Origin of the sequence: Roseobacter fucihabitans, assembly GCF_014337925.2 — a bacterium.
Classification (GTDB): Bacteria; Pseudomonadota; Alphaproteobacteria; order Rhodobacterales; family Rhodobacteraceae; genus Roseobacter; species Roseobacter fucihabitans.
Genome location: NZ_CP143423.1, coordinates 4,430,843 through 4,450,546, shown reverse-complemented (window position 1 = coordinate 4,450,546; position 19,704 = coordinate 4,430,843). Strand labels below are relative to the sequence as shown.

17 protein-coding genes are annotated in these 19,704 nt (G+C 58.7%); 5 read left to right on the top strand and 12 right to left on the bottom strand.

Annotated features, from left to right (window positions below; translation table 11 throughout):
* The first annotated feature begins 30 nt into the window (after nucleotides 1-30).
* Nucleotides 31-2,103 (top strand): polysaccharide biosynthesis tyrosine autokinase, encoded by a 2,073-nt coding sequence (locus tag ROLI_RS21735; protein ID WP_187428518.1) that lies wholly within the window; start codon nucleotides 31-33, stop codon nucleotides 2,101-2,103.
* Nucleotides 2,104-2,326: 223 nt separating this feature from the next.
* On the top strand, nucleotides 2,327-3,601 hold the full coding sequence (locus tag ROLI_RS21730; RefSeq protein WP_187428517.1) for a CAP domain-containing protein: 1,275 nt from the start codon (nucleotides 2,327-2,329) through the stop codon (nucleotides 3,599-3,601).
* Between the two features lie 51 nt (nucleotides 3,602-3,652).
* Here the strand turns inward: ROLI_RS21730 and ROLI_RS21725 are convergent, their stop codons facing one another.
* Entirely contained in the window at nucleotides 3,653-4,636 is a 984-nt protein-coding gene (locus ROLI_RS21725) for an MBL fold metallo-hydrolase (RefSeq protein WP_187428516.1), read from the bottom strand.
* A gap of 117 nt (nucleotides 4,637-4,753) precedes the next feature.
* Nucleotides 4,754-5,746, bottom strand: a complete 993-nt coding sequence (locus ROLI_RS21720) for a LuxR C-terminal-related transcriptional regulator (protein WP_262386374.1) — start codon at nucleotides 5,744-5,746, stop codon at nucleotides 4,754-4,756.
* A 302-nt stretch (nucleotides 5,747-6,048) separates the two neighbouring features.
* Here ROLI_RS21720 and ROLI_RS21715 point away from each other — a divergent pair, with 302 nt between their 5' ends.
* The 3 genes from ROLI_RS21715 to ROLI_RS21705 all read left to right on the top strand — a co-directional run bounded on the left by ROLI_RS21715 (nucleotide 6,049) and on the right by ROLI_RS21705 (nucleotide 8,383).
* Nucleotides 6,049-6,555: an RNA polymerase sigma factor gene (locus ROLI_RS21715; protein WP_187428561.1), complete on the top strand. Its 507-nt coding sequence runs from the start codon at nucleotides 6,049-6,051 to the stop codon at nucleotides 6,553-6,555.
* Nucleotides 6,552-7,316: an anti-sigma factor gene (locus ROLI_RS21710; protein WP_187428515.1), complete on the top strand. Its 765-nt coding sequence runs from the start codon at nucleotides 6,552-6,554 to the stop codon at nucleotides 7,314-7,316. The genes ROLI_RS21715 and ROLI_RS21710 overlap by 4 nt, the downstream gene beginning before the upstream one ends.
* Before the next feature lie 191 nt (nucleotides 7,317-7,507).
* Nucleotides 7,508-8,383: a hypothetical protein gene (locus tag ROLI_RS21705; RefSeq protein ID WP_187428514.1), complete on the top strand. Its 876-nt coding sequence runs from the start codon at nucleotides 7,508-7,510 to the stop codon at nucleotides 8,381-8,383.
* 122 nt (nucleotides 8,384-8,505) lie between these two features.
* On the opposite strand, the gene ROLI_RS21700 is transcribed toward ROLI_RS21705, so the two are convergent.
* The 10 genes from ROLI_RS21700 to ROLI_RS21655 form a co-directional block, all read right to left on the bottom strand.
* A complete protein-coding gene (locus ROLI_RS21700) occupies nucleotides 8,506-9,312 on the bottom strand; it encodes an enoyl-CoA hydratase (RefSeq protein ID WP_405048984.1) in 807 nt (268 codons plus the stop codon).
* Nucleotides 9,313-9,482: 170 nt separating this feature from the next.
* Nucleotides 9,483-10,637 carry an acyl-CoA dehydrogenase family protein gene (locus ROLI_RS21695; RefSeq protein ID WP_187428513.1) on the bottom strand — a complete coding sequence of 385 codons (1,155 nt, stop codon included), beginning with the start codon at nucleotides 10,635-10,637 and terminating at the stop codon, nucleotides 9,483-9,485.
* 3 nt (nucleotides 10,638-10,640) lie between these two features.
* A complete protein-coding gene (locus ROLI_RS21690) occupies nucleotides 10,641-11,432 on the bottom strand; it encodes an enoyl-CoA hydratase family protein (protein WP_187428512.1) in 792 nt (263 codons plus the stop codon).
* The gene (locus ROLI_RS21685; protein ID WP_316247393.1) at nucleotides 11,432-11,899 is read right to left on the bottom strand and encodes a MarR family transcriptional regulator; all 468 of its coding nucleotides are present in this window, start codon (nucleotides 11,897-11,899) and stop codon (nucleotides 11,432-11,434) included. The genes ROLI_RS21690 and ROLI_RS21685 overlap by 1 nt, the downstream gene beginning before the upstream one ends.
* Nucleotides 11,896-12,648: an SDR family NAD(P)-dependent oxidoreductase gene (locus ROLI_RS21680; protein ID WP_187428511.1), complete on the bottom strand. Its 753-nt coding sequence runs from the start codon at nucleotides 12,646-12,648 to the stop codon at nucleotides 11,896-11,898. The genes ROLI_RS21685 and ROLI_RS21680 overlap by 4 nt, the downstream gene beginning before the upstream one ends.
* Nucleotides 12,645-14,942, bottom strand: a complete 2,298-nt coding sequence (locus ROLI_RS21675; protein WP_187428558.1) for a bifunctional salicylyl-CoA 5-hydroxylase/oxidoreductase — start codon at nucleotides 14,940-14,942, stop codon at nucleotides 12,645-12,647. Before ROLI_RS21675 ends, ROLI_RS21680 begins: the two co-directional genes overlap by 4 nt.
* Before the next feature lie 81 nt (nucleotides 14,943-15,023).
* Nucleotides 15,024-15,446, bottom strand: a complete 423-nt coding sequence (locus ROLI_RS21670; RefSeq protein ID WP_187428557.1) for a thioesterase family protein — start codon at nucleotides 15,444-15,446, stop codon at nucleotides 15,024-15,026.
* A gap of 48 nt (nucleotides 15,447-15,494) precedes the next feature.
* Nucleotides 15,495-15,884 (bottom strand): Cu(I)-responsive transcriptional regulator, encoded by a 390-nt coding sequence (cueR, locus tag ROLI_RS21665; protein ID WP_187428510.1) that lies wholly within the window; start codon nucleotides 15,882-15,884, stop codon nucleotides 15,495-15,497.
* Nucleotides 15,881-18,130, bottom strand: coding sequence for a heavy metal translocating P-type ATPase (locus tag ROLI_RS21660; RefSeq protein ID WP_316247392.1), 2,250 nt, complete (start codon nucleotides 18,128-18,130; stop codon nucleotides 15,881-15,883). Before ROLI_RS21660 ends, cueR begins: the two co-directional genes overlap by 4 nt.
* A 66-nt stretch (nucleotides 18,131-18,196) precedes the next feature.
* Nucleotides 18,197-19,696 carry a heme biosynthesis protein HemY gene (locus ROLI_RS21655; protein WP_187428508.1) on the bottom strand — a complete coding sequence of 500 codons (1,500 nt, stop codon included), beginning with the start codon at nucleotides 19,694-19,696 and terminating at the stop codon, nucleotides 18,197-18,199.
* Nucleotides 19,697-19,704 lie beyond the last annotated feature (8 nt).

Here is a 19,704-nt window from a genome sequence, read left to right as displayed (position 1 = left end):
CAAAAACATATTGTCGAATGAGCAGGCCAGATGAACCAAACTTCCAGAGATAATTTTGCCGCCGGTCCTGACGATGATGATTCTCCCGTTGGAATCATCGCGCTTTGGCAATTGTTGTGGCGCAACAAACAGCGCATCCTGATCCCGGCCTTTGGTCTGGCGTTCCTGACAGGTCTTTTGGTACTGCGCTCGGATGACACCTACACGGCCGAGGCGCAGATCCTGCTGACGCGCGGCAATCTGGAAATCGTCGAGTTTGACAGTGCCGGTGACATCGAAGTCAGCCCCGGAGCCATTACCAATGCGCTGACGATTCTGGGGTCGCGCAGCATTGCGCTGGGCGTGATCGACCGTGTTGATCTGACCAATGATCCCGAAATCAATCCAAACCTGTTATTGCCCGACGACGCCGATCCAGAGGAATTTTACCCCGAAAACGTGGTGCGCCAGCTTGCGTTGGATTGGCTGGCAGCCTACGCACAGGCGAATATTCTGCCCGGCAGTAACGCGATCCTGATCCGGGTCACGACAACCGGACCGGGCAAATCTGCCGCCATCGCCAACGCCTATGTCGATGAATACCTCGAATATCAGGTCCGCAGCGGTCAGAATGAAACGAAACGGGCGGCGGTCGCGCTGGAAACACGCGTCAACGAATTGCGCCTGCAACTGGAAGAAGACCAGCAACGCTTGCAGAGCTTCCGCGGCGGTGCGGTGAGTTCCGTGCTGGACTCCTCAGATGCCCTGATGGGCGAAGCGGTGGACATTCGCGCGCGCCTTGCCAGCACTGAAAACGCGCTGATCGTGACCGATGCGGCCATTGCCGCCCTGACCGCCGTGGATGACGCAGGCAGCGAGACCCTGAGCGAACTTATCGCGCAAAACGAAATACTCTCGCGCCTGCAACGCTCCACGTTAGGGCGCAGCATCAACACCGATAGCTTCGATCAGGACATCCAAGCCATCGAGAGCGCCCTGCAAGACGAGCGCGCCCGCCTTGTTCGTTTGCGCGACGCACTCACCGATGGGCGCACCGCAATCGAGGCTCGGATCGCCGAGGTCAACGCCTTTACGGTGGGTTTGCGCCAGCTCGAAGTCGAAGTGGAAACCACGTCGCAGGTCTATGAATCCTCGCTCGCACGGCTCAAGGAACTCTCTATTCAAACCGGATTGCGTGATGCGGGTGCCCAGGTGCTGGCACGTGCCGAAGCCCCCCTGCGCACCGATGCACAGGGCCGCCGCCGCATGGTTGCGATTGCCGGTTTCCTCGGGCTCTTCTTTGGCATCGCCTATGTGCTTTTGCGCGAAGCTGCCAATGACCGGGTCAGAAAAGTATCCGAACTGGTCGACATCACCGGGTCTGACTGTGTGGTGCAATTGCCCCCGGCCCATCCCGGTGTCCTTGGCCGGGGCATGCTGGCAGGTTTTGGGCAATCCAAGCGCAAAGCTGCCCCTTTTAAGGAGGGTATGCGGTCTTTGCGCCATAAGCTGATTGCGCGCGCGGGGCGGACGTCCGGACCGTTGATCGCCGGCATTTTCTCTTCGCTTCCGACAGAAGGGAAATCAACCGTTACGCAGGGGCTCGCCAGTAGTTTCACCATGATCGACCGGCGCGTTATTGTTGTGGACGGCGATATGCGCGCGGGGACCCTGTCCAAAACGCTTGGTGTCGCGCCGGATCAGCCCGGTTTGCAGAATGTCATTGTCGAGAAATTCGATCTATCAAAGGCCATCGTGTCGCTGTCCGAACAGGGCTTTGACCTGCTGCCCAGCGGTCAATCAGACATGAACCCGGCCGATCTGCTGGAATCTGACCGGTTTGGAGAGCTGATCATGACCCTGCGGGAACGCTACGATGTGGTCCTTTTTGACACGCCACCGGTTCTGGTCTTGCCCGATGCGGTAAAGATTGCGGTGCATCTGAATGCACATGTTCTTGTGGCCGATTACGACCGCAGTCCGAGGGCGGCGGTACGTGACACGGTCGCGGCCCTACAGGAGGTTGACGTCGAGCATCTTGTGGTCGCGTTCTGCAATGCGCCAAAAGCCTTCGGTCAGAAATACGGCTTCTCGGATCAGGCCTACGCCGAATACTGGAACTGACGCAGAGCGCAAAACCTGCCCGCCATGGGCGCATCAGCACATCTCTGCCGATCACAGCCATCACTCGCGTGACGCGCAAGAAAGCTCTGAAAAATTCGGCGGTTTTCCCCGTGATTGCGCTGCTTTTTGCCCCTTGTGACCAGATCACAAGCGCCGCCTTTCCGATATTGCATTGTCCAACTACCGGTTGCAGCACTCTAGCAGCAATAAGGATGACGATAGCATGTCAAAAGCAAACCCCCTTGAGTGGCAGATGTTGGATCTGATCAACGCCGAACGGCTTTCAGCCGGGCTTGACCCGTTACGACTTGAATTACGACTTAACGATGCCGCCGAAGATCACAGCCAGTGGATGATTGACACGGATCAATTCAGCCACACAGGGGTCGGCAATTCGTCTCCCCGCATTAGGATGGAGGATGCCACCTTTAACTTTACGGGCAATTGGAGTGCGGCGGAAAACATCGCCTGGCAAAGCGTACGTGGACAACCCGGCCTGGCGGATGACGTGCAAAACCTGCACGATGGGCTGATGAACAGCCCCGGCCACCGCGCCAATATCCTCGACCCCGACGCTGAAGTCATAGGGATCGGGATCGAACGCGGTGAATATGAGGGGTGGGACGGTCTGTTCGTAACCCAGAATTTCGCGCGCACCGATGCGCCGCTCGAACTGGATTCGCGCACGCCAACCCCGGTTGACCCACCGGTGCCTGCGGATGGCGTGCTTCAGATCGGCTCGGAAACCGTTGCGCAACCCTCACGCGACATCTGGCACAGTGTCTCCTTTGATCAGGAGATCAAGGACGCGGTGGTCGTCATGGGTCCTGCGAGCCATGCGGGCAGTGATCCCGTCACCATCCGGGTGCAGAACGTCACCGACACCGGCTTTGAGTTCCGCATGGAGGAGTGGGAATATCTCGACGGGATCCATATGGCAGAAACCATCAGCTGGATGGCGGTGAGCGAAGGCACACATAGGCTGGCGGATGGGCGCACCATCACAGCCGGGTCCGGCTCGGCCAACCACACGGCTACCGAGGTCGATCTGGGCGATGCCTTTGACAGCGCGCCGCTGGTATTTGCGCAAGTGACCTCAAACAAGGGCGGCGATACGGTGGTCACGCGCCTGGACAAAGTCGACGCGGACAGCTTCGAATTTCGTGTGCAGGAAGAGGAGAAAAGGGGCTTTCACGTCCTTGAAGAGATCGATTGGATCGCCATTGAGGCGGGCACGGCGAATGACATCATGTCCGGTCAAGTGAGCGGGGTCACGAATCGCCCCACATCCATTGATCACGACACCCCTGATGCCCTGTTTGCGCAGATGCAGACCTTCAACGGCAGCGATACCGCGAACATCCGCTATGACGCATCAGACGCGCAGACGCGCGTTTGGGTGGACGAGGAAACCTCGCGTGATAGCGAGGTGGCGCATATCGCCGAAACCCTCGGTGTGATGACGGCCGGGTTGGGAACTTATGAGCTCATGGCCTGACGGAAAAGGGGACCGGGTGGCGTGCAGCCACCCCGTCCCCGCATCGAAGACTTATGTCGTCATGACATTATGGCCAAAATACATGAATTCCCTGTCCATGCCGCCCGCCTCCGCCGCAGTCAGCGACAAACGCGCGCCATCCAGCATCTGGAAGCTCTTCTGGCTCTGCACCCACTCATCCGCCGTCCGGAGCGTCGAGAGCGTATAAGTCGTGGTTTCATTAAGGTAATGCGTCGGGATCACCACCTTGGGTTTCAGCCGCTCGATAATCGCGTTGCCCTGCTCATAAGACAGGATGTGCTCTGAGCCATCCACCGGCAGGGTCAGGACATCCACTGCGCCAATCGTTTCCCAAAATCCCGGTCCAGGATCGGCGCGATTATCCCCCCAGATCAGCGTCCGAAGCCCGCCCGTCTCAATCAGGTAAACAACCATATCCATGTGACCGACGTTATTGGGCGCGCAGGCCTCAACCCCAAACTCGGCTAAGGCATTGGTCCAGTCATAATACCCCGGTGCCTTGCAAACGTGTTTATCCGCGAAGCCGGTGATCTTGAGATCGGCAAATTCAAAGGTCCCGACCATCCGGTCCAGCACCATGGTCGACACAGGCCGATCAATCGCATCGTGATCAAAATGCGTATGCGTTGACAGGGTGATGTCGGTCACGGTTTCGGGAAACTTGTTCTTGTACCACAGACCCCAGGCGCCGGAGGGATCATCTCGCCAAGGATCGACCACCACGGACGCGCCACCCGGAGAGGTGATCTTGAACGCACAGTGACCATAATAATCGATCGTCATGGCCCCTTCCGCGTGGCTGGTGGCGTTCTGCAATTCGATAACGTGGTTGTTGTTGCCCGGCTGCGTCCAATCGGTCGATTGCGCCTGTGCCGAGGTGGTGGCGAGCAAGCTCGCCGCACTGCCCACGCCAACGGCACCCGCCGCCATGAAAAACGAGCGGCGCGACAGGCCCGGTGCCAGATCGTCTTTTTGCCCGTTCAATTTGATCGGTTTCAGGTCATTCTTGTCCATTTTGGTTTTCCCTGTTTTTGGTGACGCCCAAGTGGGCGGACACCGAAAAACCTAGAGAGAAACGATTTTCCTGTCCTGATAGAAAATCATGGGGTTAATATGGGGGTATCACCCCTATTACGCGAGCGATGCGAGATGCTGGCGCAGGTTTTTGCCGCGATGCGTGAGGCCGAGTTTCTGGCGGATATTGTTGCGATGAAAATCGACCGTGCTGGTTCCGCGAGACAGCGTATTGGCGATTTCCTTGGTGCTGCGCCCCTGCACGATCAGCTGCACAATTTCCGCCTCCGTGGGGGTCAAATCCGCAAGCGCCTCCGCCAGTTTACCCGTCATGGCGGTGGTGATGTTCTTGAGGTTGGCCTCAATGACATCGAGGTGGGACAGGGCGCGCGCGTCCTCCCCGTTCAATTGCCGCAGACGCCCGATGTGGGGCAAGACCAACCCCCTGATTTGCTGGGCGATCCTGTCTTCAACCTCATTTCTGGACGCCTCGACGCTTTGCAGCAGCACCCGCAGCGCGGTATTGGCGTCCTCCAGATCCTGCGTCCGTGTGGCAATCAGCGCCTCACGGGACTCCAACTCCTGTTGCAGCCGCGCCTCGATGCTCTTGCGCCGTTCGATCTCCTCCAGCAGGGCCAGATCATCTTCAACAATACGGCAAAATTGGCGCAGGCCCTTGCGAAATGACAACGCCTGAATGTTGCGACGCCGGTCCAACATGCAAATCGTGCCGAAAATACCGCCATCGGGCCATTTCAGCGGCAGTCCCACATAGAAACTCATCCCATATTCCATATCGGTATTGTCACGCCAGCGCGGATCATGCGCGGCGTCCGGCACACAAAGCTCACCGTCATTCTCAAAGACGCCAAAACAATAGAGCTTGTCGTGAAGCTGGAAAGATTGCCCTTCGCTGTAGGGGTTTTCCGCCCCTCCGCTGGTCACACAGACGTCGTGGCGCTGTGCCTGCGTATGCATGATCAGCGTGGCCGGCACCTGCGCGATCTGCGAAATATGATCGACCACGTTTTGCCATTTGGCCAGCGTTTGCGCCGACACCGGCGGTCTGTCTGTTTGGACATCAGGCTTCATGGGGGTCGTGGCGCTCATCCTGCCTCCGTTGTTTTGCAAAGAACACGAGTCAACGGTAGGGTGGCACAGGATAAAATGTCCAGTTTTTCCGCCACATCGAAACCAGAACGGTTTTTCCAAAGCACGATATGCTTCGGGATCAAAAGACCGGCGACATCAGGTCCAGACGCTAGTTTGTGCAAAAAGATCGGGCATGCGGAAATAAACCGCGCCCCAGAAACGTAACTCTCTTGAAGGCAGACCGGCAAGTAGCTCGCAATTGAGCGCAAGCCACGTTAATATGCCGGGGACGGATGGATCATGCAGATAATGGGATGGGAATGACGTTCGACCAGTTCAAATCCCGGATGATCGACCTGCTGCCACGGTTGCGCCGTTTTGCTTTGAGCCTGACGCGGTACGGGCCGGATGCGGATGATCTGGTGCAGGAGGCCTGCACCACGGCACTTTTGAAATGGGATCAATACGATCCTGCGCAGCCTTTGGACCGTTGGATGTTTCGCGTTTTGCGCAACCTCTGGATTTCTGAGATTCGCAAGCGCAAGGTACGTGTCGGTGCAGGGCAGGTGCCCGCCGAAGAGGAGCCCGGCCTGCGCGTCGAAGACCGCATCGTGGATCAGCTCGCAGCACAACAGGCGCGCGGGAAGATCGACGCCATGCCGAGCGATTTGTCCCAGCCGTTGATGCTGGTCTGCTCGGAAGGATATAGCTATCGCGAAGTATCCGAGTTGCTCGGCATACCGATCGGCACAGTGATGAGCCGGGTTCACCGCGCACGGCAGACCCTCATTACCGCGCTCTCGGACGTGGAAAGTATCGCAAAATGACGGATTTATCGTTGAAATTGAGCGCATATCTTGATGGGGAACTGGACCCCGCCGAGGCGGAGACAATCGAAGCCCTGCTGGAAACAGATCAGGCGGCACAGGACGAACTGGACGCGCTGTTGCAGGCGCAGGGGATCGCGCAAGAGGTCTTTGACGCCGAGTTGAGCCACCCCGTCCCCTTCGACCTCATCAAACAGATCAAGGAAACACCACCTCCCGCGCGCTCCGTTGCAAAACGGCCAATCTGGGGCGCTATGGCGGCCAGCATCCTGGCCCTCATGATCGGTGGGACGGGCGGCTATATGCTCCGGGATCAGACGGCACCGGTACAAACAGCCGGGTGGTTGTCGGATATCGCGGATTATCACGGCGTCTATGCAGGCCAGCAACGGCATCTGGTCGAGGTCGGCGCAGACGAGTCCGATCATATCGAAAAATGGCTGGGCGCGACCATTGGGACGACCTTCTCGATCCCCGATCTGTCCGACCTCGGTCTGACATTTGAGGGCGGTCGCTTGCTTGTCGCCAATGGCAGGCCGGTCGCGCAGCTGATGTATCGGCAAGGCGATGGCACCGTGATCGCGCTTTGTCTGCAACGCAGCACGGTTGCGCGTGACGATCAGCCGACCTTCAAGCAAAGCACCATCAACGGGTTCGATTTCGTTTCCTGGAGCGCGCAGGATGCGGATTATGTCGTAATCGGCCCCGGCGGGCATCCCGATCTCGGGGCTGTGGCCGCCAAAGCCGCGCTTGAAATCTAGGCCTGTTGCGCGCCCCGCGAGCTGTGCGGATCACTTACAAATGGACATCTGGCAGCGCCGAAATTCCAGGTGACGAAAATTTTTCACAAATCCACAGAATAATTCCCAGGCTCCGGGCGTAACCCAAACAGCGACGAGGAGAACTGCCTCATCACAGCTCGCAAACTGGATTTCAAAAAGGAGTTTCTACCATGGTATTTCAAAACTACGTGGGGCATGCCGCCCCCTTCATTCTGATCTGCTCACTGGCTTTACCCGGCAGCGTTCATGCCGCCCAGATTTTTTCCAGCGCCGGATACGCCCCGGCTGATATTCAGAAGAAGGTGGATGATTTTCGGGATGAGTTGGGCGATTTGAACCCTTTCACTCCTGAAAACTTCGACGATGGGCGTCGCCAGATCAACTGGGACGCGGCCCCGGACGCCATATCGGACCCTGCCGCCTTTCCCGGTGATTTCTTCAACGGGCCCGCCGCCCCCCGAGCCCGCGGGATCGAATTCAAAGGTAATGATGACTACGCAGGCGGCGGTCGCGGTGCCAAGGGCTTTCAACTCTCCTCCACCGCCGCATCGGGCGAGCCGGTAGAGTTCGGTTTTGAAAAGAACCTGCAAACCTTCAGCCCTGAACGGCTCTTTGCGCCCACCGGCGGCACCGTTTTCGATGTCCTGTTCTTTGATCCGGCCGATCAAACGACACCTGCCCTGACGGATGGTTTCGGCGCTGTTTTCACCAACGTCATCGACAATGATTACGTCTATATGTCGTTTTTCGACGCTTTTGATAACCTGCTGGCACAGGAATATGTCGAAGAAAGCGGCGCAGGCGGCCTGTCTTTCCTCGGTGCATCCTTCAAGGACAACGTCCTTGCAAAGGTCACCATTGTTGCGGGGCTATTCGCGGTGGACGATCATTATGCCAACGGATCGAACGTGGTTGCCATGGATGATTTCATCTTCGGCGAACCAATAAATCCTGCACCAGTTCCGATCCCGGCGTCTTTGTTTTTGCTCCTGAGCGCCTTTGCACCGCTGGCTTACAGACACCGCGCCAAGCTCAAGGCCGCCTGAGCACAGAACCGACTTAACGAGTATTCCCTGTTAAACTTTACGGCCGGCCCAGAGCGCAATTTCGCGCATCTGGGTCGGTTTTTTAAGACCACAGCCCTCAACATTTTACGATCCGCCGATCTTCAATCCTCCTGCCACGCAGGAATCGGCGCTTTTTGTAGAAACGCCTCAATGCCCCGCTCGGTATCGCGCGCCATCATGTTTTGCGCCATCACCTCGCCCGTGTAGGCATAAGCAGACGCCAAATCCATTTCCGCTTGTTTATAAAAAGCCTCCTTGCCGATCTTGATCGCAACCGGGGCCTTGGAGGCGATCTTTCGCGCCATGTCCTGCGTGGCCTGTGACAGCATGTCTTCGGGCACGACCCGGTTGATCAAACCGATCCGCTCCGCATGGGCGGCCGTCTGAAACTCCCCCAACAGCAACATTTCCATCGCTTGTTTGCGCGCCACATTACGCGATAACGCCACCATCGGCGTCGAACAAAACAACCCGATGTTCACGCCGGAAGTTGCAAATGTCGCGGTGTCGCTGGCAATCGCCAAGTCGCAGGTGGCGACCAATTGACACCCGGCGGCGGTCGCGATGCCTTTGACTTCGGCAATCACCGGTTGGGGCAATTGGGTAATGCAGAGCATCATCTTGGAACAGGTAGCAAAGAGCGTGTTGAAATAGGATTGTCCGCCATCGACGTCCTGTCGCTGCGCGCTCATCTCCTTGAGGTTGTGACCGGCACAAAAATGCGCGCCCTGCCCGCGCAGGATGACCACCTTGACCGACCTGTCGCCGGACAACTGATCAAGCGCGGCTTGCAGGCATTCCAACATCTCTTCGGACAAAGCGTTCAGGGCTTTGGGACGGTTCAAGGTCAGTGTTGCAATGCCGTCGGCACGCTCCAAAAGCACGGGGGCGTCTGTGTTCTGCATCATCGGGTCTCCGGGGTCTGTTGCGCCGTAGGTGACATCAAAGCGGGAAACGTGGTTTGCCTGCAAGAGAAATGCGCATGTGAAGCGACATTCAAAGCTTCAAATGACCTGTCGAGCGAGAGGGGGCGGATTGTCGGCTGGCACCTATGGCGCGTTTTCTTTGGGCCCGCGGGTCAATCATTACCGGCCAGAACGGCGCGCGCAATCACTATCTTTTGCACGTCGGACGCGCCTTCATAAATGCGCAAAGCTCTGATTTCACGGTAGAGCTTTTCGGGAATACTCCCCACGCGCACACCCTCCCCGCCATGCAATTGTACCGACCGATCAATCACGCTCTGCGCCTGGTCTGTGGAGAAAAGCTTGGCCATCGCCGCCTCTCGGCTGACGCGCGCAGCCCCCATGTCCTTGGCCCAGGCCGCGCGATAGACCAGCAAGGCCGCCGCGTCCACATCCAGCGCCATTTCCGCGATATGCCCCTGCACCATTTGCATCTCAGAGAGGGGTGCGCCAAACAATTCGCGCTGCTTTACCCGTATCAGAGACGCATCAAGCGCACGACGCGCGAATCCAAGCGCGGCGGCAGCGACGGTGGAGCGGAAAACATCCAGCACCGACATCGCAATTTTGAACCCTTGACCCGGCAGACCGATCATGGCGTTCGCATCCAGCCTGACATCCTCAAATGACAGTCTTGCCAGAGGATGCGGTGCCATGACGTCGAGCCGCTCTGCGACCCTTAATCCGGGCGTATCCGCTGGCACCAGAAAAGCGGATAGCCCCTTGGCCCCGGCGGCCTCACCCGTGCGAACGAAAACGGTATAGATATCCGCAATACCGCCATTCGAAATCCAGGTCTTTTCACCGTTCAGGCGATACCCGTTGCCATCCCGTGTCGCCGTCATATCCATATGCGCGACATCCGATCCCGAGCGCGGTTCAGAGAGCGCAAAGGCGGACAACGCGGTTCCAGCCCGCGTTTTATGTAACCAGTCGCGTTGCGTTTCAGTGCCAAAAAGAGAGACAGCGCCGGTCCCAAGCCCCTGCATGGCGAAGGCAAAATCCGCAAGGCCGTCATGGCGCGCAAGGGTTTCGCGGATCAAACAAAGGCTGCGCACATCCAGCTTGCCGGGTGCATCGGGGTCAATCGCGGAATATGTGAGCCACCCCGCCTCCCCCAGCATCGCGACCAGTGAAATGCAGGCCTTATCCGTATCCGAGTGGTCAATATCGGACAGGGACGCCGCGCACCACGCCTCCAGATCCGCCGCCAAGGCCCGGTGGTGATCCTCAAAGAACGGCCATGTCAGAAAACTCCGGTCCGGCATGGCTCAATCCCCCTCGAAAACGGGCTTTTCGCGCGCAACAAATGCCTCATAGGCACGGGTAAAATCCTGCGTCTGCATGCAGATCGCCTGCGCCTGCGCCTCGGCCTCGATGGCCTGATCAAGCGTCATCGACCATTCCTGGTGCAACATCGTTTTCGTCATCATATGGGCGAAATTTGGCCCCTCGGAGATTTGCTGCGCCAGCGCCAGAGCATCAGCCACCAACGCATCCGCCGCGACAAGACGGTTGAAAAAACCCCACCGCTCCCCTTCTTGCGCACTCATCGACCGCCCAGTGTATAACAATTCCGCCGCGCGCCCCTGCCCGATAATCCGGGGCAGCATGGCACAGGCCCCCATGTCACAACCCGCCAATCCGACGCGGGTAAACAGGAAGGCGGTTTTGGCCTCAGGAGTCGCCAACCGCAAATCAGAAGCCATCGCGATAATCGCCCCCGCCCCGACACAGATACCATCCACAGCCGCAATGATCGGCTTGCCGCAATGTAACATCGCCTTGACCAGATCACCGGTCATGCGGGTAAAGCGCAGCAGGTCTTTCATATCCATCGCGACCAACGGGCCGATGATGTCATGCACGTCGCCACCCGATGAAAAATTGCCACCATTAGGGGCAAAAACGACCGCCGTCGTGTCATCGTCATAGGCCAGCGCGCGGAACCAGTCGCGCAATTCTGCGTAGCTGTCGAAAGTCAGGGGGTTTTTGCGATCTGGCCTGTTTAGGGACACAACTGCGACAGTCCCTTCCCGTGTCAGGTTGAAATGCTCGGGCATCACGCGTCCCCCTCGAGTTTGTCAGAAATCCGGCCCAGGCGGGTGTGTACCGTGTTCAGGCCCTGCGCCCCGATGGGAGAGAACAGCTCATCCACCCAAAGCTCATGCACGGCGGCCATTTCGTCAAACATCGCGCGTCCGGTCGGTGTCAGCAGGACATGCATCGCGCGCCGGTCGCCCTTGACGCTTTGGCGCGCCACCAAACCATCGGCTTCCAGGCGGTCGACGATACCGGTGACGTTCCCGTTGGAGACGCGCAATTCACCGGACAGGTCGCTCATTTTCATGCCGTCCTGCGCCCGTCTGAGCGCCGCCATCACATCGAAACGCGGTAGGGTGATATCCCACGTCTGGCGCATCCGTTCCCGCAATTCGGCCTCAATCATCCGCGTTACTTTCAACATGCGCAGCCATACGCGCAGTCGGTCCTTGCTGAGATCGGAGGGGATTTCGTTTGCATCAATCACATGGTTTCTCCGCCGGATATGGAAATGGACTGTCCCGTGATGGCGCTGGCACCGGACCCGGCAAGCCAGAGCACGGTATCCGCGACCTCCTGCGGTTGCACGAAACGGCCTTGTGGGTTGGGGGCGCTCAGGGCCTTTTCCGCCTCTGACTGACTACGCCCGGTCTTGGCCATGATGTTCTCAACTGACGCCCGCAGCATGGGCGTTTCGGTGAAACCCGGACAGACGGCGTTCACGGTGATGTCGGTGCGCGCAAGCTCCAGCGCCAGAGACCGGGTCAGCCCGATGACGGCGTGTTTGGCTGCGCAATAGGCACTCACATAGGGGTATCCCTTCAATCCTGCGGTCGAGGCCACCGAGATCAACCGCCCCGTGCCCCGCGATTTCATCGCCCCCAATGCGGCGGCATAAATGTTGAACACGCCAAAGAGGTTGATGGACAGCATCGCCTGCACATCATCCGGGGTCATCTTGTCGAAGGGTTTCGAGATCGACGCGCCCGCGTTGGCGATCACGATGTCCGGATCGTCTGCGACCTTGATCAGGGCCTCGCAATCTTGTGGATCGGTAACGTCCCCGACACATGCCTCAATGTTGGGGGTCTGCGCTGCGATAACCTCCAGAGGCGCAGGACGTCGCCCGGCAATCCAGACCTGCGCACCGTTTTGCGCCAGAACCTGCGCGATCACGGCCCCGACGCCGGTACCGCCGCCCGTCACAAGCGCGCGTTTGCCGGACAGATCATTCATACTTTGACCTCTGGGGTCTGCGCGTCTTTCTCAGCCAAACGCCACGCCTGATCGCGCCCCGCCAGATAGGGCGCAGGCCATGTTTCATGGCGATCCCCAAGCTGCGTCGCGGCATGCAGCGTCCAGTAGGGATTCGCCAGATGCGGGCGCGCCAGGCAGACCAGATCCGCCCGACCCGCCATCAGAATGGAATTGACGTGATCGGGTTCAAAGATATTACCAACCGCCATTGTCGCCATCCCCGCCTCATTGCGAATGCGATCCGAAAAGGGCGTCTGGAACATCCGTCCATAGATAGGTTGCGCCTCAATAGAGGTCTGCCCGGCGGACACATCGCAAATATCCACACCGTGATCGCGGAAGGCGGCGGCGATCTGCACGGCCTCTTGTGGCGTCACGCCCCTATCGCCCGTCCAGTCATTCGCGGAAATGCGCACGGCCATCGGGCGATCTTTGGGCCAGGCGGCGCGCATCGCATCAAACACCTCAAGCGGGTAGCGCAGGCGGTTTTCCAGCGTTCTCCCATAGGCGTCGGTGCGCCGGTTCTGCATCGGCGTGATGAAGCTTGAGATCAGATAACCATGCGCGGCGTGCAGTTCGATCATGTCGAAACCGGCACGGGCCGCCCTTTCGGTGGCCTGCACAAATTCCGCTTTGACGCTATCCATATCCTCACGCGTCATCGCTCGGGGCTTGGCATTACGCGCGGACCACGCGACATCGGAGGCGGCGATCAGCGGCCAATTCCCATCTGCCAGCGGCGCGTCCATCTCATTCCACCCCACCTGCGTCGAGCCCTTGGCACCGGAGTGGCCCAGCTGGAGGCATATCTTTGCGCCCGCCTCGCCCTGCACGAAATCAACGATCCGCTTCCAGGCCGCCTCCTGTGTATCTGAATAGATCCCCGGACAGCCCGGCGTGATGCGACCCGTCGCGCTCACACAGGTCATTTCGGTATATATGAGACCCGCACCCCCCTTGGCCCGCTCGCCGTAATGGATCAAATGCCAATCGGTGGGGTCGCCATTCACCGCCTTATATTGCGCCATCGGGGACACGACGACGCGGTTTTTGAGATGCATATCGCGCAACCGATAGGGCGCGAACATCGGGTGGCGCAGGGGCGCGTGATCCCCCGCACCGGCCTGTGTCTGGAACCATTTTTCCGCTGATGCGAGCCACGCCGGATCCCGCGCGCGCAGGTTTTCATGGCTGATGCGCTGCGAGCGGGTGAGCAGGGAATAGTTGAACTGCACCGGGTCCAGATCAAGGTAACGTTCAATCTCCTCAAACCACTCCAGCGAATTGCGCGCCGCGGATTGCAGTTTCAGAACCTCAACACGGCGTTCATTCTCGTATTTCTCGAAGGCTGCGGGCAGCGTCGCTTCCCGCGTCACGTCATCCGCCAGCGCGATCGCGGATTCAAGCGCCAGTTTCGTGCCCGATCCGATCGAAAAATGCGCCGTGGCCGCCGCGTCCCCCATCAGGACAATGTTTTGATGATGCCACTTTTCGCAAAGTACACGGGGGAATTTGATCCAGGCCGATCCGCGCACATGGTTGGCGTTTGACATCAGCGCATGACCGTCGAGGTATTTCACAAAAATCCGCTCGCAGGCCTTAATGCTATCCGCCTTGGACATCTGAGCGAAACCCCATTTGTCGTACGTCTCCTGAGAGCATTCCACGATGAAAGTCGCCGTATCAGGGTCGAATTGATAGGCGTGCGCCCAAACCCACCCATGCGCCGTTTTCTCGAAAATAAACGTGAAGGCGTCGTTGAATTTCTGCCGGGTGCCAAGCCAGGTGAATTGGCATTTGCGTAGCTCCACATTGGGCTTGAAGTGGTCTTCGAACTCCGAACGCGTGCGGGAGTTCAACCCATCCGAGGCCACAACCAGATCATAGTCCTTGGCAAGGGTGGCCGCGCTTTCGACCTTTGCTTCAAAGCGCAATTCGACCCCTAATTCCCGCGCACGGTCCTGCAACAGCAACAGCAGTTTCTTGCGACCAATGCCACAGAACCCGTGACCCGACGAGACGGTATGATGCCCGTCATGGACTACCGCGATATCGTCCCAATAGGCGAAATGTTCCTGGATCATCGCAGCACTTTTAGGGTCGTTTTGTGCCAGGTTAGAGAGGGTTTCATCCGACAGAACCACGCCCCAGCCGAAGGTATCATCCGCCTTGTTCTGCTCCATCACGGTGATTTCATGCCCGGCATCGCGCAGTTTCATCGAAATCGCGAAGTAGAGCCCCGCCGGACCCCCTCCCAGACACGCAATTTTCACAATCGACACCCATTCGTTTTGTTTCCACAAAACGTAACGAAACGCCTAAATGTTTCAAGTATAAAATGTTTAGGTATAAAATTATTTAGCGGCGATCAAAAACGAGCCCATGCGCGCGCGAATGTCATCGGACCATGGCACCGGGCGGCCCGTCGCCATATGCACCGACACCAGAACCGGCGTCGCCGTCATCCGCAGCGCCTCGCCACAGACCGCGATAATCCGCAAATGCGCCGAGGTACGCCCGAGTTTTGTGACTTCAAGCGACCAGGTCAACACGTCACCCATATGGCTCGGCGCGGTGAATTCGGCCCCGATAGAGACCGTGGGAACGCCATAACCGGATTCGCGGTGCATTTGCGAAAATGAATGGCGCAGCCCGACTTCGTGCCATTCCTCCACGGTCTGGTTCACCATTTCAAAATACCGTGGATAAAACACGATGCCCGCAGGGTCGCAGTGCTGGAAAAGGACCTTGATCTTATGTTCGAATTTCTGGTTCATATCCGCCAAGGTGACACGTCTTGGCTCCACGTCAAGGGGGCCACCTCTCTAGAGATCCGCCGCAAGATCCGCAAGAATGGGACAATCAGGCCGATCATTCCCGGCGCAGGCATCAATCAGATGTGCGAGCGTGTCACGCATTTGTTTCAACTCATCAATCTTGGTGTCGATCTCATTCAAATGATCCTGCGCCAAAGCCTTCACATCCGAACTGGCGCGGGCCTGGTCATTGTAAAGGCGCAACAATCCGCGACAGGCATCGATGGTGAACCCCAAAGACCGTGCACGGGCCAGAAAAGCCAGTTTGTGCAGGTCAGCCTTTGAAAACTGACGGTATCCATTGGCGCTGCGGGCGGGGGTGATCAAACCGATTTCCTCGTAATATCGGATGGTTTTCACCGGCAAAGCCGTGCGGTCTGCGACCTCTGAGATATTCATGCTGTCCTCCTGTTGAGGCCGCGCAATCGCAGCGCATTGCTGAGCACAAAAAGGCTCGAAAGCGCCATGGCACCCGCCGCCAATTCCGGGGACAGCAGAACGCCATGGCTTGCAAAAAGCACGCCCGCCGCGACCGGAATGAGCGCGGTATTATACCCGAATGCCCAAAAGAGGTTCTGCCTGATATTGCGCATCGTCGCTTTTGACACGCGCGTGGCCGTCGTGACACCGTTCAAATCGCCCGACATCAGCACCACATCCGCCGCCCCGATCGCGATATCCGTGCCTGTACCAATCGCGATACCGACATCTGCACAGGCAAGCACGGGCGCGTCGTTAATACCGTCCCCGACAAAGCCGACCTTTGGGTGATTTTCGCGCAGGCGGTTCAGTGCCGCGACCTTCCCCTCGGGCAGAACGCCGGAAACGATGTGATCAATGCCGATCTCACGACCGACCGCATGGGCGGTTTCGGCGCGGTCCCCGGTGATCATGGCGACGGCAATGCCCTGCGCTTTGAGCGCGGCAATCGTGGCTGCGGCATTCGGCTTGATCTGATCGGAAACGGCGATTAAAGCGGCCAATGCACCGTCCACGGCGGCGAAAAACACGGTCGCACCGGATTTGGCCATATCCTCGGCCTGGTGTTCCAAGCGGGTGACGTCGATGGCGTTATCATCCATCAATTTGGCCGTGCCGACCATGACACGGTGTCCGCCGACCTGCCCCAGGATGCCCATACCGCCCATGGCACCAACATCCGTGGCAGTTTTGACCTCGATCCCTTCATCCCTGGCCCCGTTCAGAATGGCGTGGGCGATGGGATGTTCCGCGCGCGCCTCAACACTGGCGATCAGGCCGAACACCTCGGCGCGGTCAAACCCCTCCACAACCTGCAAGGCCGTCAATTCCGGCTTGCCCAAGGTCAGCGTACCGGTCTTGTCAAAGGCGATCAGGTCAATATCCGCAAGGGATTGCAGCGCATCCCCCTTGCGAAACAACACACCCAATTCCGCCGCGCGCCCCGTCGCGACCATGATCGAGGTCGGCGTGGCGAGACCCATGGCACAGGGGCAGGCGATGATCAGCACCGCCACCCCGGCCACCAGCGCATGTGACAAAACCGGCGTCGGGCCAAAGGCCAGCCAGGCAGTAACCGTCACCGCCGCCAGCGCCAGAATGACCGGCACGAACCACAGCGTGACCCGGTCGACCAGAGCCTGTATGGGGAGTTTCGCGCCCTGTGCATCCTGCACCATGCGCACGATCCCCGACAAAACGGTGTCCTCCCCGATGCGCGTCGCCGTGAACGTGAGGCTGCCGGGACCATTGATCGTGCCTCCGGTCACCGTGTCACCCGTCGATTTTACCACCGGCAGGGGTTCGCCCGTGATCATGCTTTCATCCACGTGGCTGTCCCCTTCGGTGACCTGACCATCCACAGGCACCCTCTCTCCGGGGCGCAACAGGATGGTATCGTTCAGGATCAAATCATCGACGGCCACGGTTTGCGTGACACCCGCCCGCATCACCTGCGCGGTTTTTGGTCTGAGGCTGAGCAGGGATTTGATCGCCGCACCGGTGCGTCCCTTGGCGCGCGCCTCCAGCCATCTGCCCAGCAAGATGAACACCACGATGACCGCCGCCGCCTCGAAATAGACGGCCTGCGCATCAGCCGGGAGCAGGTGCGGCGCGATCAGAACGCAGACCGAAAAGCCATAAGCCGCTGAGGTGCCAAGCGCCACGAGGCTGTTCATATCCGGGCTGCGTTTGATCAATGCGCTGAACCCAGCGGCATAGAAATGCCGACCCGGACCGATCAGGATCAGCGAGGTCAGAATGAATTGCATCCACCAACTCGCCGGTAATCCGATGCTGTTCAGGATGAAATGGTGGAAACCGGGGATCATATGTGATCCCATCTCCAGGACCACGACCGGTGCAGCCAGGACAGCCGCCAGCAAGGTTTGCCGACCCAGTTCCTGCGCCGCCTTTGACCGTTTCGCCTCCTGCACCTTTAGCGCGCGAGACAGCACCGGCCTCGCCGGATATCCGGCCTCGGTGGCGATCCGGGCCAAAGTGTCGGCAGTTACCTGTGCAGGGTCCAGAGACACGGTCGCCTCTTCCGTCGCGAGGTTTACGGAAACCTCCAGCACACCCGGAACCGCCACCAGCGCACGGTCCACACGCCCCACACAGGAGGCGCATGACATCTTTTCAACGCTGAGCGTAATTGTATCGCGCATCTGTCCGGCCCTCGTCATAATATCAGAGGTCAGACATAGGGCCTCCAGTTACTGGAAGGTCAAGCCCTATGCTTGTTTTACCGTGGCATCTTCGCCTTGGGGCGTGGCATCAGGCGGCAAAATTTCCGCATCCTCAATGCCGTCGCCCTCTTCGGGCTCATCCGGTGCATCCGGTGCATCCTTGCTCTCCAGAGCGCCGACAATCAACGGTAACATTTGCACCCCACCCGGCATCGCGACTTCGGAATTGGGCGGGTTTGTCCAGGCCAACGTATCGAAACTGTCGCAATTCTCGCAGATCGGGGCCCATTCCGCATGAATATGCTGGCAATTGTCACAAATCCACTGTGGCCCGCGCGGAACAGCCAATGCACGCGCCAGCCAACCCCGCACGACGGCATCCTCGGCACCCTCGCCGCGCTCAATCGCCGCCATCAACGTCACCGATCGCGCCGTTGGATCGGTATCGACCAAATTACCCAACGCGCGCCGCGCCTCCGGGAAATCCTCATTGGCAATATGCAGCTCTGCCGACAACATCTGCGTTTCGGGGTTGTCCGTGTTCACGCGCGTCAAAGCAGCGAAACGTTTGATCCGCTGTGCTGGCGTTTCATTCGGTTCGATTGCCGCAAATGCCGCGGCAAGGTCTGGATGTGGCGCGGTTTCCCACGCCTTTTTCAGGATCCGGGTCGCATATCGCGGCTTTCCTTTGGTGACGTAGCTTTGCGCGGCCATGACCGCAGCCGGTATCAGATCAGGCGAGAGCTTATTGGCTTCGATCGCCTTTTCCTGAACCTGAATGGACGTCCCATCCGCAATGATATCCTTGGCCTCTGACAAGGCAAGAACCGCGTCGCGACGCTTGTGGACATCCCTTGGCAGGCTGCCGTGCTTGAGTTTCGCGCTCAGCGTCTGCCGCGCGCCTGACCAGTCTTCTTTCTTGGCCTGCAAGCGCAACAGAACATCCTGAACTTCTTCATGTTTTGGTTTTATGGCAAAAGCGCGCTCGGCCAATTGCAAGGCCGTTTCCGTATCCCCATCCGCCAGTTTTTGACGCATGATCCCGCGCACACCGACAAACCGCGTGGCGTCATCGGCAACCAGTTTCTTATAGGTCTCTTCCGCCTTGCGCCGATCCCCGGCCATCTCCGCCGCCTGCGCCGTCAAAAGATTGGTCAGACCGGGCTTATTGAGGTATTTTTCCGCTTTGGCGGCGCGGGCCATCGCCACACGCCCTTCGCCACTGGCCAAGGCCATCAGACCCTCGGAGAGCGCCTCAAACCCCTTGCGTTCCCGGTTACGATCAAAATACCGCGATAGCGCCGTTTCATCCCCGGCCAGAAAATGCCAGGTCGCCATCAATAGCGATATCAGCTTCAAAAGCAGCCACACCGCAACCACCAGGACCACAACCGCGATCACCGATTGAAGCGGGCTAAAGGTATATTCGCTCCCCATCACTGTGATCTGTACGCCACCTTCGCTTTCCAGCAGGTAACCTGCCCCGAGCGCCAGGGCAGCGACCGCAACGACAAACAGGATTATCTTAATCAGGGACCAAAGCATATTTTTGT